At 67.3% G+C, this 13,258-nt stretch carries 12 protein-coding genes; 6 read left to right on the top strand and 6 right to left on the bottom strand.

Translation table 11 applies throughout. From position 1 onward, the window contains the following. The first annotated feature begins 62 nt into the window (after positions 1-62). Positions 63-1,241, top strand: a complete 1,179-nt coding sequence (locus IEV87_RS06615) for an FAD-dependent oxidoreductase (protein ID WP_188476862.1) — start codon at positions 63-65, stop codon at positions 1,239-1,241. Positions 1,242-1,250: 9 nt separating this feature from the next. Here IEV87_RS06615 and xth read toward each other — a convergent pair whose 3' ends face one another. Next, positions 1,251-2,033, bottom strand: coding sequence for an exodeoxyribonuclease III (gene xth / locus IEV87_RS06610; RefSeq protein WP_188476861.1), 783 nt, complete (start codon positions 2,031-2,033; stop codon positions 1,251-1,253). 372 nt (positions 2,034-2,405) lie between these two features. Between xth and IEV87_RS06605 the strand changes: the two genes are divergently transcribed. Genes IEV87_RS06605 through IEV87_RS06595 form a run of 3 tightly spaced genes read left to right on the top strand, consistent with a single transcriptional unit; the run spans position 2,406 to position 5,128 of the window. Beyond that, positions 2,406-3,056 carry a DUF6749 family protein gene (locus tag IEV87_RS06605; RefSeq protein ID WP_188476860.1) on the top strand — a complete coding sequence of 217 codons (651 nt, stop codon included), beginning with the start codon at positions 2,406-2,408 and terminating at the stop codon, positions 3,054-3,056. 57 nt (positions 3,057-3,113) lie between these two features. Beyond that, the gene (locus IEV87_RS06600) at positions 3,114-4,205 is read left to right on the top strand and encodes a DUF6902 family protein (protein WP_188476859.1); all 1,092 of its coding nucleotides are present in this window, start codon (positions 3,114-3,116) and stop codon (positions 4,203-4,205) included. Further along, entirely contained in the window at positions 4,202-5,128 is a 927-nt protein-coding gene (locus tag IEV87_RS06595; RefSeq protein ID WP_188476858.1) for a DMT family transporter, read from the top strand. The genes IEV87_RS06600 and IEV87_RS06595 overlap by 4 nt, the downstream gene beginning before the upstream one ends. Before the next feature lie 9 nt (positions 5,129-5,137). On the opposite strand, the gene IEV87_RS06590 is transcribed toward IEV87_RS06595, so the two are convergent. Next, positions 5,138-5,461 carry a HesB/IscA family protein gene (locus tag IEV87_RS06590; protein WP_188476857.1) on the bottom strand — a complete coding sequence of 108 codons (324 nt, stop codon included), beginning with the start codon at positions 5,459-5,461 and terminating at the stop codon, positions 5,138-5,140. A 145-nt stretch (positions 5,462-5,606) separates the two neighbouring features. Here IEV87_RS06590 and IEV87_RS06585 point away from each other — a divergent pair, with 145 nt between their 5' ends. Both IEV87_RS06585 and IEV87_RS06580 read left to right on the top strand, forming a co-directional pair. Continuing rightward, the gene (locus IEV87_RS06585; RefSeq protein WP_188476856.1) at positions 5,607-6,818 is read left to right on the top strand and encodes a deoxyguanosinetriphosphate triphosphohydrolase; all 1,212 of its coding nucleotides are present in this window, start codon (positions 5,607-5,609) and stop codon (positions 6,816-6,818) included. A gap of 402 nt (positions 6,819-7,220) precedes the next feature. Then, complete coding sequence (locus IEV87_RS06580; RefSeq protein WP_188476855.1) at positions 7,221-9,092, top strand: cation:proton antiporter; 1,872 nt, start codon at positions 7,221-7,223, stop codon at positions 9,090-9,092. Positions 9,093-9,788: 696 nt separating this feature from the next. Here the strand turns inward: IEV87_RS06580 and scpB are convergent. From scpB to IEV87_RS06560, 4 genes are read right to left on the bottom strand one after another with little or no spacing between them, the layout of a single operon-like run. Next, positions 9,789-10,451, bottom strand: coding sequence for an SMC-Scp complex subunit ScpB (gene scpB, locus IEV87_RS06575; RefSeq protein WP_188476854.1), 663 nt, complete (start codon positions 10,449-10,451; stop codon positions 9,789-9,791). Further along, the gene (locus IEV87_RS06570) at positions 10,444-11,244 is read right to left on the bottom strand and encodes a segregation and condensation protein A (protein WP_188476853.1); all 801 of its coding nucleotides are present in this window, start codon (positions 11,242-11,244) and stop codon (positions 10,444-10,446) included. The genes scpB and IEV87_RS06570 overlap by 8 nt, the downstream gene beginning before the upstream one ends. Next, positions 11,237-12,241, bottom strand: a complete 1,005-nt coding sequence (gene nagZ, locus IEV87_RS06565) for a beta-N-acetylhexosaminidase (protein ID WP_188476852.1) — start codon at positions 12,239-12,241, stop codon at positions 11,237-11,239. The genes IEV87_RS06570 and nagZ overlap by 8 nt, the downstream gene beginning before the upstream one ends. Then, positions 12,238-13,248, bottom strand: a complete 1,011-nt coding sequence (locus tag IEV87_RS06560; RefSeq protein WP_188476851.1) for an SPOR domain-containing protein — start codon at positions 13,246-13,248, stop codon at positions 12,238-12,240. Before IEV87_RS06560 ends, nagZ begins: the two co-directional genes overlap by 4 nt. Positions 13,249-13,258: the final 10 nt, after the last annotated feature.

Here is a 13,258-nt window from a genome sequence, read left to right as displayed (position 1 = left end):
CGGACCAGACCGCATCGAAAGCGCCGGGGCCCGTCCCCGGCGTTTTGCTTGAAAGTCCCTGAATGCCGGTTCCTCCGCTGACCATCCTGATTTCGGGCGCAGGCATCTCCGGCCTCGCCGCCGCACGGGCCCTTGCGCTGCGCGGCCACAGGGTCACCGTGCTGGAACAGGCGCCCTCGATCGCAGAGGTTGGCGCGGGCCTTCAGGTCAGCCCGAACGGGATGGCCGTGTTGCGCGCCCTCGGCCTCGACGCTGCCCTGCGAACGAATGCCCCGGTTGCGCGCCGCATCGTCCTGCACAACGCCGCCGGGCGCCCGGTGACCCGGCTGGACCTTTCCGCGCTGGCCCGTCCCGACGATTTTCTGCTGGTTCACCGCGCCGACCTGATTTCGGTTCTGGCTGACGGCGCCACCGCCGCCGGGGCGACCCTGTTGACCAACCGGCGGGTTGCGTCGATCCATCCCGGACCAGTGCCAAAGGTGGTCACGGAGCAGGGTGATACCGTCTCGGCCGATCTCATCCTTGCCGCCGACGGTGTGCATTCCACGTTGGCCGCCGCCCTCAACCCTGGCAACCGCACCACCTTCACCGGGCAGGTCGCCTGGCGCGCCACAATCCCGGACGCCGGCGCGCCGGAGGAGGTGCATGTCCACATGGGCCCCGGCCGCCACCTCGTCACCTATCCCCTGCGCGGCGGCACTCTGCGCAATATCGTGGCGGTTGAGGAACGCGCTGCCTGGTCCCCGGAAAGCTGGTCGCACCGGGACGATCCCGAAAACCTGCGCCGCGCCTTCGCCGCCATGGGGCCGCCCGTCCGTGACCTGCTGGCGCGCGTCGGACAGGTCCATCTCTGGGGCCTGTTCCGCCACCCGGTCGCCGCGCGCTGGCACGCCGAAAACGTCGCCCTGATCGGAGACGCCGCCCATCCCACGCTGCCCTTCCTCGGGCAGGGCGCCAACATGGGGCTGGAGGACGCCTGGACCTTCGCTGCATCTCTGGCCGAAACGCAGACGATCCCCGAGGCGCTGGCCCGCTACCATTCGTCTCGCGTCGCCCGCGTCGCCCGCGCCGTGAACGTGGCCAACGGCAACGCCTGGAAATACCACCTGCGCCCGCCGTTCGCCCCCATGGCTCATCTGGCCCTAAGCACTCTGGGCGTCGTCGCCCCCGGCGTGCTGACGCGGGGCTACACCTGGCTCTACGATCACGACGTGACCGCCGGAGAGATGCTTACGCAGTAAGCCTGGGGGTCACAGGTCGAGGTCGACCCACACCGGCACGTGATCCGACGGCTTGTCGCGCCCCCGGACCTCCTTCTCGATCCCGGTGTCCGTCATCAGGTCCGCGCATTGCGGCGTCATCAGGATATGGTCGATCCGGATCCCGTTGTTCCGCTGCCACGCGCCGGCCTGGTAATCCCAGAAAGAATAGTGCCCCGGCTCCGGGTGCCGGGTCCGGAACGCCTCGGTAAACCCGAGGTTCAGGATCCGCCGGTAGGCATCCCGGCTGGAGAGCAGGAACAGCGCATCCTCCCGCCAGGCATCCGGCTTTGCCGCATCCTCCGCCTGCGGGATGATGTTGTAGTCCCCGGCCATCAGCGCAGGCTCCTCCATCGCCAGCAGTTCCGCCGCCCGCGCACGCATCCGCTCCATCCAGCCCAGCTTGTAGTCGTACTTCGGCCCCGGCGCGGGGTTCCCGTTCGGCAGGTACAGCCCGCAGACCCGCACCGCGCCCTGATCGCCGATCACCGTGCCCTCGATCCAGCGCGCCTGTTCGTCCGCGTCGTCGCCGGGAAGGCCGCGGGTGACGTCTTCCAGCGGCAGCTTCGACAGGATCGCCACCCCGTTGAAGCTTTTCTGCCCGTGGGTTTCGACCGTGTAGCCGCGATCCTCGAACAGGTCGCGCGGAAACCCTTCGTCCACCGACTTGATCTCCTGCAGCACGACGACATCCGGTGACGCCTCGTCGAGCCAGCTGGTCAGCGCCTCCGCCCGCGCCTTGATGCCGTTGATGTTGAACGTGGCGACGCGCATGGGCCGGATCCTCCTGTTTTCGCGATCATCGGACATCCCGCAGGGCAGGGCAAGCGACGCTGAGGCGCGTCTGAAATATGCTCAATCGCGTCACTTTGCCCCTTGCGTTGCTGCAAGTTGACTCATGCAAGACAGGTGATTCGAGCGGGCCGGACGCCGTAGAATGGCGGTATCGGCCAGTGGGGGACTGAATCGTGTCTGGGTTAACCAAAAATTTCGAAACGCTGCGTTTCAATCCTTTCAAAGATTTATCCCGAATCGCCTCGCGTGCCACAAATCCGGATACACGTATAGGTTGAAAAAGTGCTTTGTAACTAGCGGTTAGCGGGCAATCCTGATGTGCATAAGCCATCCAACAGGGGAACCAAGACAATGACTGCAATTCGTAAGAACTTCGCCGCGCAAGCAACTGTTAAAGCGACGACTTCCTCCATCCTGGACGGTGAGGGCCTGTCGATGTTCGCGTCCGGCTCCGCACCCTCCGCATCCGCCACGATGACCGGCGACGCGGTGGAAATGTTCGCCTCCGGTTCCGCTCCGGCGACCGCCACCCGCGCCCTGACCGGCGACGCTGTTTCGCTTTTCGCCAGCGGCTCCGCTCCGGTTGCAAAATCCGATGTCAAGTCCGGCGACGCGGTCGAGATGTTCGCCAGCGGCTCCGCGCCGACCGCCTCGCGCACCGACCTGGGCGACGTGACCGGCATGTTTGCCTCCGGATCGGCTCCGGTTGCTTCCAAAATGGGCAGCGGAGACGCGGTTGAAGCCTTCGCATCGGGCTCCGCACCGACCGCCTCCGCCATTTCGACGGGCGACGCTGTCGAAGCTTTCGCGTCGGGCTCCGCTCCGGTGACCTCCGAAACCGCTACCGGCGACGCGGTTGAAGCCTTCGCCTCCGGTTCCGCTCCGACGGCCTCCGCCATCACCTCGGGTGACGCGGTCGAAGCTTTCGCATCCGGCTCCGCCCCGGTGAAATCCGAAGCAGCGGCCGGCGACGCGGTCCAGTCCTTCGCTTCGGGCAGCTGAGCCTGACCACTGACGGGACGGGGCAGGTCAGGCCCCGGTGATCAAAGGAGAGTTATCATGTCCAATGTCATCCGCCTCACCTTCCCCTCCCGCAGCGAACAGCGGGCCGCGACCTACGCGGCCCTGCTGGATACCTTCGCCACACACCGCCGCGACGAAGGCGACGTTTTCTGGCTGAAGGAAAACGCCGAAATCCTGAACATCCTCGAATGCACCGGCCAGGACGTCGGGGCAGGGGCGCTGGACGCCTACGCCGGTCTCTACGCCACGATCGAGGACCGGCTGGAGTTCTTTCCGCAATACTACCGCTTCTTCCTGTCGATCTGTCTGGACCTGGAATCGCTCGGTCTGACCGGTGGCAAGGGGCAGCGCCTGGCCCAGTGGGTCGCCGATCAGGACCTGATCGGGGCAGAGCTTTCCGACCTCCAGCGCGGAGAGGCCGTCCGACTCATGACGCGCATTGGCGTCAATCCCGGCATCGATGTGACGCCGATCAACGACAGGTTGCATGCCTTCGCCGCGCGGTCCGCCACTTTCGCGGTCCCGAACAAGAAAGCCGCCTACGAACTCACCCATATCGTTTTTTACCTTTCGGAATATGGACGTCGCGATCCGGGCCTCTCTGAAGACGTGCTGCGCAGCCTCAAATTCGCGGGAACGCTGGCATTTTTGGATTGCAATTGGGATCTCCTTGCGGAAGTACTTGTGGCCATGCGCTACTGCGGTGTCACGCCGCCCCCGGCCTGGGACCGCGCAATCGCGGATGTGACGGCCCGTTTCGCCGTCGCCGAGGGAGACGACGCCGTGCGCCAAGACGACTATCACGAGTACCTTGTTTGCAACTGGGCGTTGAGCGCGGCAGGGGGCAAACCCTTCGCAATCGCCCCCCGTTCCGGCCCCGTCAGCTTCCATTCCGACCCGAAGACCGCCGCACCGCTGCGCGAACTGTCCGAGGTCATGCACGGCCTCAGCGCCCGACGCTCCTCCGACTGGCAGCTGATGCGCGACTACGTCTGCGAAAACGTCTCGGCCGAAAGCGCCGGGATCCTGCTGGCCGCCGAAGACGCCTGCGACTGCTTCGAGGACTTCTTCGCCGGGTTCGCCCGCACCGGCCTGCGCGCCTCGTTACCCGGAGCGATCAGCGCATGAGCAGCCTCACCGCCAAAGCCGCCCCCGTCGCCGCCCTTACCGGGGCGGCGCTGGTGCTTGTGTACACGGCGCTGATCTCCTCCGCCGACGGGATCACCAAGATGCTTTCGGGCGGATACGCCGCGCCGCAGCTCTACGCGATTTCGGGCGGGCTGGTGGCTTTCTTCTGCTTTGTCGCGAACCGCGTGAAACCCGCACCCGGCGGCCTGTCCACCACGCAACCCGTGGCCATGGCCGTGCGCGCGGTGGCGACGGTCATCGCAGGGGTGTCGTTCTTCTACGCCTTCCGCCTTCTGCCCTTTGCCGAAGTCTTCGTCTTCATCGGCCTGATGCCGATCATGGCCGGGCTGCTGTCGGGCCCGATCCTTCGCGAACGGGTGCCGCTGCGCGCCTGGCTGGCGCTTGGTGCGGGCTTCGTCGGCGTCACCTGCCTGTTTCCCAGTGGGGTCTCTGCCGTCACGCTCGGCCATGCGGTGGCCCTGTCGGCCTGTTTCTTCGGGACGCTCTCCATGGTCATGGCGCGCTATGTGGGGCGGTTCGAAACCAACGCCCTGGCACTGGTCTTCTACCCGAACCTCCTCAACATGATCGTCATGGCCGCCGCGCTGCCCTTCGTGTTCAAGCCGATGCCGCTCGGCGACCTCGGCCTCGCGGTCGCCTATGCCGCGCTGCTCTTCGGGGCACGCTGGCTGCTTGTCGTGGCCCTGCGCCTGCTGCCCGCCTACACGGCCACGCCCCTGATGAACCTGCAGTTCGTCTGGATGGTCATCATCGGCGCGGTTTTCTTCGGGGAGGTGCCGGGCTCCAACATCTATCTCGGCGCGGCCATCGTCGTCGCCTCCGGCTGCTATCTGGTCTACCAGCAGTTCGTGCCACAGCGCCGTCGTACGCCGGCGCGCCCGGTCATGCCGCCGGCGGAATAACCCGCAAAATCAGATGGAAAACGACGTCCCGCACCCGCAGGAGCTGGTGGCGTTCGGATTTTCGATCACGAACCGCGCACCGATCAGTTCGTCGGCAAAGTCGATCACCGCACCAGCCAGGAAGGGGAGGGACACGTCGTCCACCACGACACGCTCCCCATGCCCTTCCAGCACCAGATCACCGTCGGCGGCTTCGTCCAGCCGGATGTCGTACTGAAAGCCCGAACAGCCGCCGCCCTCGACGGCAACCCGCAGGGCCTGACCCTGGGCACCTGCGCCGATCTCGGCAAGGCGGTCAAAGGCGCGGTCGGTCACTTTCGGAGGGATCTGCATTGCTTGGGCCTCTTTGCAGGGCAAACAGCGGTTTGCCTGTCATCACAACGCAATATATGCAGGTCATGACCATCGGACAAGGATCACCGGCGATCAACGCCGGGGCCTTGGGGACACGTTAAGGCACCAGAACTGAGGAGGCGCCATGCTCGCGCCCTATGCCTCGCATCCGGACCAGTCGCGCGGGCGGCTCTACCCGGAAGAGGAAAGCACCTTCCGCTCCTGCTACCAGCGGGACCGGGACCGGATCATCCATGCCTCGGCCTTCCGCAGGCTGAAGCACAAGACGCAGGTGTTCATCGAACACGAGGGCGACTATTTTCGCACCCGCCTGACCCATTCGATCGAGGTGGCGCAGGTCGCCCGCACCATCGCCGGCGCGCTGAAGCTGAACCCGGAACTGACCGAGGCCGTCGCCCTGGCCCATGACCTCGGCCACCCGCCCTTCGGCCACACCGGAGAGGACGCGCTGTCGGAACTGATGGCACCCTATGGCGGCTTCGACCACAACGCGCAGGCCATTGCGATCGTTACGGATCTTGAACGCACCTACGCGGAATGGGACGGGCTGAACCTGACCTGGGACTGCCTTGAAGGCATCGCCAAGCACAACGGTCCCGTGACCGGCGACATTCCCTTCGCGCTGGCCCGCTACAACGCGCTTCACGACCTCGAACTGCACACCCACGCCAGTGCCGAGGCGCAGGTCGCGGCACTGTCCGACGACATCGCCTACAACAACCACGATCTGCACGACGGGTTGCGGGCCGAACTGTTCTCCACCGACGAACTGGCGGAACTGCCGATCGTGCACGACTGTTTCGCAGAGGTCGACCGCCGCTATCCCGGACTGAACTACTATCGCCGCCGCCACGAGGCGCTGCGCCGCTTCTTCGGCATCCTCGTCGAGGACGTCATCAATGTGACCCGCGCGAACCTCGCGCAGCTGGATCCCGCCAGCGTGACGGACGTGCGCGGGGCAGGGGTGATGATGGCCCGCTTCTCGGGCGGAATCTGGGGCGATCTCAAGGTGATACGGGAATTCCTGTTCCACCGCATGTACCGCGCGCCCGAGGTGATCGAGACCCGCCGCAAGGTAACGGAAATCGTGCGCGAGCTCTTCCCCCTGTTCATGCAGCAGCCGGACCTGCTGCCGAAACAGTGGCGCAAGGATGTGGAGGAGATCGCGGGCGACGAGATCGCGCTCGCCCGGATCGTCTGCGACTACATCTCCGGCATGACCGACCGCTTCGCCATCGTCGAGCACGCGCGCCTCACGGGGTCGGAGCCGGAGCCCGGCCTGCGCGCCTCCGGTCCCGGACATATCCGTTACGAGGAGCGCCTGAGGAACGGGTGAACCGCGGGTGAGCGGCAAAAATGACCAGATTGACGATTCTGGTCATCTGGTCATTTTGCGCCCGGGACGGCCCCCCTCACCCCAACCCTCTCCCCCGCGGGGAGGGGGAGGCACGTTGGCCCTTCATCGCTCCATTCGCCTTACGGTTCGCCGAGGCGCCTAATCTGCGGGTTAGCGCCAGCCGCGTCGCTCGCAGGCCCAGGGCCTCCGGTTGCCCCGGCGCGTCCCCCCGCCGCCCCGCGTCCGGCATCCCCGGGCTTGACCCGGGGATCTCCCGGCCCACATTCCGACATCGGGTCTCTTGACCCGCCGTACCCGGTTGGTCAGAGATCCTCGGGTCAAGCCCGAGGATGACAGAGCGCTGGCGGGTCACGCCCGCGCCTGTCCAGACAAGGACCCGGAATGAGCGTTCCCGTCGATACCCTTCCCGCCGTCGCCGCCTTTGCCCTGGTCGGCACGCTTGGCGTCGGCGCGCAGCTTCTGGCCTGGCGGCTCAAGATGCCGGCCATCGTGCTGATGCTGGTCGCGGGAATTCTTGCGGGGCCGGTCACGGGTATCCTCGACCCCGCCACCCAGTTCGGGGCGCTGCGCGAACCGATGATTGCCGTCGCCGTCGCCATCATCCTGTTCGAGGGCGGGCTTACCCTGAACGTGAAATCCCTGCAGGACGCCGCAACCGGGGTGCGCCGGCTGGTGGTGATCGGCGCGCCGCTTGGCTGGCTGACTTCGGCCCTGGCGCTGCACTACGGCGCGGGTCTGGGGTGGGAGACCTCCGCCGTATTCGGCGGCATCATGATCGTCACCGGCCCCACGGTGATCGCGCCCCTGCTGCGGTCGGCCCGGCTGGCCCGCCGCCCGGCGCAGATCCTGCAGTGGGAGGCCATCGTCAACGATCCCATAGGGGCGCTCGCCGCCGTTCTGGCGTTCGAGGTGGTGGGCGTCATCCGTGCGTCCCACGGGCTCGGCACCGCGATTGCGGAGACGGTACTGGGCATCGCCGTGGCCATCGCCGTCGGCATCGCAGGCGGCATGGGGCTGGTACGGGCCTTCCAGCGCGGGCTGGTGCCGGAATACATGAAGGTGCCGGTGCTGTTCACCCTCCTGCTTGGCGTCTTTGCCCTGTCGGACCTGATGCTGCATGAAAGCGGGCTGCTCGCCGTGACCGTCATGGGCATCGTCATCGCCAATTCCGACCTGCCGAGCTTTGAGGAGATGCGCCGGTTCAAGGAACACGCGACCGTGCTGCTGGTGTCGGGCGTGTTCATCATCCTGGCCGCCGGACTGGACGTCGCCGGACTGCAGAGCCTGACCTGGCGGGCGGCGCTGTTCGTCGGGGCGGTGATGCTGGTCGCGCGGCCCCTGACCGTCTTCGCCTCGCTCATCGGAACGAGTGTTCCGTTCAAGGAACGCCTGCTCATCGCCTTCACCGGCCCGCGCGGCGTGGTGCTGGTCGCGGTGGCGGGCCTGTTCGGCGAACGGCTCGCCGCACTTGGCGTCGAGGACGGCGCGCTGGTCGGCCCGCTGGCCTTTGCGCTGGTCGCGGTCACGGTGGTGGTGCACGGCTTTGCCCTTGGCCCCATGGCGCGCGGGCTTGGCCTGACCGGCGCGAAGACGCCCGGCGTGCTGATCGTCGGGGCATCGCCCTTCACGACCTCTTTCGGCAAGTGCCTGACGGACAACGAACTGCCCGTGCTGATCGCCGACCCGAACCACGGCAAGCTGCGCGGACCGCGGCGCGAGGGCGTGCCGACCTACTACGGCGACATCCTCGCCGAGGCGGTGGAACACAAGCTGGATCTCGTCAGCTATGCCACGCTCATGGCCGCGACCGACAACGACGCGTACAACACCCTCGTGGCCACCGACTTCGCACCGCATTTCGGCCGCGAGGCGGTCTACCAGCTGGCCCGCGAGAAGGAGAAGAACGCCCGCCACGCGCTCCCCGCGACCCTGGGCGGACGGCCGGTGGTGGCGGACATGACCCATGACGAGCTTGACCGGCAGATGTTCCGGGGCTGGGGCGTGCGCATGTCCCGCCTGACAGAGGAATTCACGCTCGACGACTGGCGCGCGGAGAACCCCGAAAGCATTCTCGTCGCGGCCCAGAAGAAGGGCGGCGACCTCAGGCTGCTGCACACGGGCGAGAACCTGAAGGGCGAGGACGAGATGCGTCTCTTCCACCTCGCCCCGCCGCGCGAACGCTCCGAGGCGCGGGAAAACGCGAGGAAGGCCAAGCAGGACGCCGTGGACGGGGACGAACCCTCGGCCGCCTGATGGCGGGGTGCGTTCCGGCGGGCGAGGGTGTGGGGGCGGGGGCTCAGTGGTGCTGTCGCCCCCGGACGTGATCCGAGGGTTGGCCGATGTTGCGCAACGCTGTCGTGCTCGGAATTGGACCGGGTTCACGCGTGCAAGAGATCCTCGGATCAGGTCCGAGGATGACGTGTTTCAGGGGGGCTGGTCTGTGGCACTGGGGATGGGGTGCGGCCAAGGTGCAGGATGATGTCCGGCCCCGTGCCGACGTGGCACCCTCTTCTCCTTGGGGGAGAGGGTTGGGGCGAGGGGGCCGGATGGCGCTGCGGGGCGCTGCGCCGGACGAGGTCGCCCCAGGATGCCGTCTTCCCCCTTTACGCGGGGGGCTTTGACGCGCTGTGCCGCTGTCACCCTCGGACGCTGTTCGAGCGTCTCCTGACCTCCCGGATTACTGTCTTCGTCGGACTTGTACCGGGTACCCTCATGAAAAGAGATCCTCGTATCAGGGTCCAATGTGCTCGACGCTCTCCGGCCCTGCGCCGACGTTGCTCCCTCTCCCCCGCGGGGGAGAGGGGTGGGGTGAGGAGGCTTGCCCTGCGGTGCAGATACGGGACGTCTGGGAGATCCTCGGACCAGGTGCGAGGTTGACGAGGGCGTGGGGACGGGGCCGAGAGGGATGGCGACGGGGCACACCGAAGCCTCCGGAAACGGCGCATCGGGCTATTCGCCGTCGCCGAACATGTCCTCCTGACCCTCGTCGTCGAAGACCTCTTCCTCTTCTTCCGGCGCGTCGAGCTCCGACAGGCCGGGCGGGGGGCGGTTGTCCAGCAGGCCGGCGGCGCGCAGTTCCTTCAGGCCCGGCAGGTCGCGCGCGGTCTCGAGCCCGAAGTGGTCGAGGAAGGCGGGCGTCACCACGAAGGTCACCGGGCGGCCCGGAGTCATGCGGCGGCGGCCGAAGCGGATCCACTCCATCTCGATCAGCAGATCGACCGTTCCGCGAGAAACGGAGACGCCGCGGATTTCCTCGATCTCCGCCCGTGTGACGGGCTGGTGGTAGGCGATGATGGCCAGCGTCTCGATCGCGGCGCGGGAGAGCTTTCGCATCTCCACCGTCTCTTTCTGGAGCAGGTGGCCGAGGTCCGGCGCGGTGCGGATTGCCCAGCTTTCCCCGACCTGCACGACCCGCACGCCGCGCCCCTCGTACCGCGCCCTGAGCAGGGCCAGTGCGGCGGCCGCGTCGCAGCCATGCGGCATGCGCGCGGTCATGTCGGCCACCGTCACCGGCTCTGCCGAGGCGAAGAGGATCGCTTCCACCATGCGCTCCTGCTCGGCCATCTCGGGCGCGTCGAACAGCGGTTCGGTTTCCGTCGCCTCTTCAGTCATCGGCGCGTTTCCGGTGGCGCAGCTGGATCGGCGCGAAGGTTTCGGACTGGCGCACCTCCGCATGGCCTTCCTTCACCAGTTCCAGCGCGGCGGCAAAAGTGGCGGCGGTGGCAGAGCGGCGTCGGCCCGGATCCATGTCCCAGCCCTGCGGCAGGTAGGACAGGATGTCGGTCCACTGCCCGGCGAACCCGATCATCGGGCGCATGCGCTCGAGCGCCTGTTCCATGGTGAAGACATTGTCGCGGTCCATCACGAAGGGGCGGAATTCGTCGCGGGTCCGGATGCGGGCGTAGGCCTGCATCAGGTCCAGCAGGTTCGCGGAATATTCGATCCGCCGCACCCGTTCCACCCCCTCGGGCACGCCGCGGGCAAAGAAGTCGCGGCCCAGCTGGTCGCGGGCCATCAGCCGGGCGGCCACGTCGCGCATCGCGGCCAGCCGTTCCAGCTGGAAGGCGAGATGCGCGGCAAGGTCTTCGCCGGTCGGGCCGTCCTCTGCCGGATCGGGGGGGAGGAGGAGGCGCGACTTCAGGAACGCCAGCCAGGCGGCCATCACGAGGTAGTCTGCGGCCAGCTCGATCCGCAGCTCCTTGGCCTTCTCGACGAAGACGAGATACTGTTCGGCAAGGTGCAGGACGGAAATCTTGAGCAGGTCGACCTTCTGCGTGCGCGCCAGCGTCAGCAGGATGTCGAGCGGACCCTCGAAACCGTCCACGTCGACGATCAGCGCCTCGGCGGCGAGCCGCTCCGACACGCTGATCTGGTCGCTGTTCTGGTTCACCTGGTCTTCAGACATCACCCCGGCCGCGCAAGAGAGCCTCAAGCTTCTCTTCGGCGGCGCGAATGTCAACCTCGGCGGCCTGATCGCGCATGGCGAGCGCACGGTCCGCGCGGGCCTGGGCGGAGGGACCCATGCGTCCGGCGGCCTCCGCCACCTCCTGCCGGTCGGCGAGGGTGGCGTTGCAGAGCAGGACGACGTCGCAGCCGGCGGCCAGCGAGTCCCGCGTGATCTCGGCCTTGGTGCCCGTCAGCGCCTTCATGGAGATGTCGTCGGTCATCAGCAGCCCGTCAAAGCCGATATCGTTGCGGATCACCTGGATCATGCGCGGCGACAGGGTGGCGGGGCGGCTGTCGAAGGCCTCGTAGACCACATGAGCGGTCATCGCCATGGGCAGGTCGTTGAGCACCTTGAAGGGGGCGAAGTCGACGGCATCCAGCGTTTCGGCGGGCACCGGAACCACCGGCAGGTCGAAATGGCTGTCCGCGGTGGCGGCGCCGTGACCGGGGATATGCTTGACCACCGGCAGCACGCCGCCCGCCATCAGCCCCATGGCCACGGCGCGGCCCAGTCCGGCGGCGGCGGCAGGGGTGCCGCCGTAGCAGCGGTTCGTCAGGAAGGCATGGGTGTCGGGGCGTGGCACGTCAACCATCGGCGCGCAGTTCACGTCGATACCGTAGCTGCGCAGTTCGAGCGCCGTGATGAGGTAGCGCAGGTACATCGCCTGCGCGGCCTTGTCCCCGGCACGAACGGTGAAGTCGAGCGGCGGCTCCCACTCCCGCGCCAGCGGCGGGCGGAGGCGCTGCACCCGGCCGCCTTCCTGGTCGATCAGGATCGGGGCGTCGCGGCCGACGGCCTCGCGCATCTGGGAGCACAGCGCATGCAGCTGTTCGGCCCCGTCGATATTGCGGGCGAATAGGATGAAACCGAAGGGATCGGCCTCGCGGAAGAAGGCGGTTTCGTCGGGCGTGAGCTCCAGTCCCTCGGCATCGAGGATCGTGGCGCCGAATGTCATTTGAACACCACGGGGATGCACTCCGCCTTCTCGGCCAGCAGGGCGGCGCAGAAATAGCGCGCCTCGGCAATGTCGTCAAAGCCCATGACCCGCAGCCGGTAGAAGGTCCGCCCGCCGGAGGAGGCTTTCTGGATCACCCGTTTCTTGTCCGTCATGTAGTCGCGGAAGCGCGAGGCAAAGCGGTCCCATTCCTTGTTGGCGGTCTCGACCGAGTCGTAGGCGCCAAGCTGCGCCAGCCGCGTGCCCGGTTCGATGGTCGCGGGATCGACGTCCAGCGAGGGCTGGATCGGGGTCGGCGCGGCGATCATGACCTCCGGCCCGGTCGGGCTGTTGGCACCGGGGCGCATGCGCGGGCGGAGGGACTGCACGGGGATGTCGTCGCTTTCCGGGGTGAACGCGGCTTCCGTCGGTTCCTCTTCGGTCACGGCCTCGCTGTCGATCTGTTCCTGGGCGTGCAGCAGGGCGCGGGCGATGTCGGTGTCGGCGGAGACGGCCTGAAGTTTTTCCGGCGCGAAGGGTTCCGCATCCTTCATCAGGCGGGCGACAAGGGCGTCGGTGCCCTCGGGTTCGGCCTCTGACGCAGAATCACCGTCTTCCAGCAGACCGGCATCTGCGGCCTCCTGCGCGCGGGCGGCGCGTTCCTCCGCGGCGATGATTTCCTGCATCACGCGGCTCGATTCATCCTCCGGCGACAGGCGCACCGGCGCAGGGGCGAGGATCAGGCGGTCGGCGGGTTTCTCGGCCAGTCCTTCGGCGGCGACCTTGTTCACGGCGAGACCCATGTTGCCGCCGAGCGCGCCGCCCGGATCCTCAGGCGCGACCCGCATCGGATCCTTTGCAGCATGGACCACCGGCACGTCGGACACGTCGCGCACCATGGTCCGGTAACCCCAGACTCCAACCGCCACCATGAGACCGATGGACACGAGTCCGCCGCTCAGATTCACGATGGTCCTGATGGATGCGACCGCCTCCGCGCGGCCGGGCTCCGCCTGCAATTCTGCCATTTCGCCCCTC

Source organism: Primorskyibacter flagellatus, from assembly GCF_014638275.1.
GTDB lineage: Bacteria > Pseudomonadota > Alphaproteobacteria > Rhodobacterales > Rhodobacteraceae > Pseudooceanicola > Pseudooceanicola flagellatus_A.
The sequence above is the reverse complement of the archived record's forward strand: the minus strand, read 5'-3'. Positions and strand labels throughout refer to the sequence as shown.

Coding starts and splice junctions, on each gene's coding strand:
- scpB (WP_188476854.1), bottom strand. CDS start 10,451: ATGACTGAAGAGGCGACGGAAACCGAACCGCTGTTCGACGCGCCCGAG.
- IEV87_RS06560 (WP_188476851.1), bottom strand. CDS start 13,248: ATGGCAGAATTGCAGGCGGAGCCCGGCCGCGCGGAGGCGGTCGCATCC.
- IEV87_RS06615 (WP_188476862.1), top strand. CDS start 63: ATGCCGGTTCCTCCGCTGACCATCCTGATTTCGGGCGCAGGCATCTCC.
- xth (WP_188476861.1), bottom strand. CDS start 2,033: ATGCGCGTCGCCACGTTCAACATCAACGGCATCAAGGCGCGGGCGGAG.
- IEV87_RS06605 (WP_188476860.1), top strand. CDS start 2,406: ATGACTGCAATTCGTAAGAACTTCGCCGCGCAAGCAACTGTTAAAGCG.
- IEV87_RS06570 (WP_188476853.1), bottom strand. CDS start 11,244: ATGTCTGAAGACCAGGTGAACCAGAACAGCGACCAGATCAGCGTGTCG.
- IEV87_RS06595 (WP_188476858.1), top strand. CDS start 4,202: ATGAGCAGCCTCACCGCCAAAGCCGCCCCCGTCGCCGCCCTTACCGGG.
- IEV87_RS06600 (WP_188476859.1), top strand. CDS start 3,114: ATGTCCAATGTCATCCGCCTCACCTTCCCCTCCCGCAGCGAACAGCGG.
- nagZ (WP_188476852.1), bottom strand. CDS start 12,241: ATGACATTCGGCGCCACGATCCTCGATGCCGAGGGACTGGAGCTCACG.
- IEV87_RS06590 (WP_188476857.1), bottom strand. CDS start 5,461: ATGCAGATCCCTCCGAAAGTGACCGACCGCGCCTTTGACCGCCTTGCC.
- IEV87_RS06580 (WP_188476855.1), top strand. CDS start 7,221: ATGAGCGTTCCCGTCGATACCCTTCCCGCCGTCGCCGCCTTTGCCCTG.
- IEV87_RS06585 (WP_188476856.1), top strand. CDS start 5,607: ATGCTCGCGCCCTATGCCTCGCATCCGGACCAGTCGCGCGGGCGGCTC.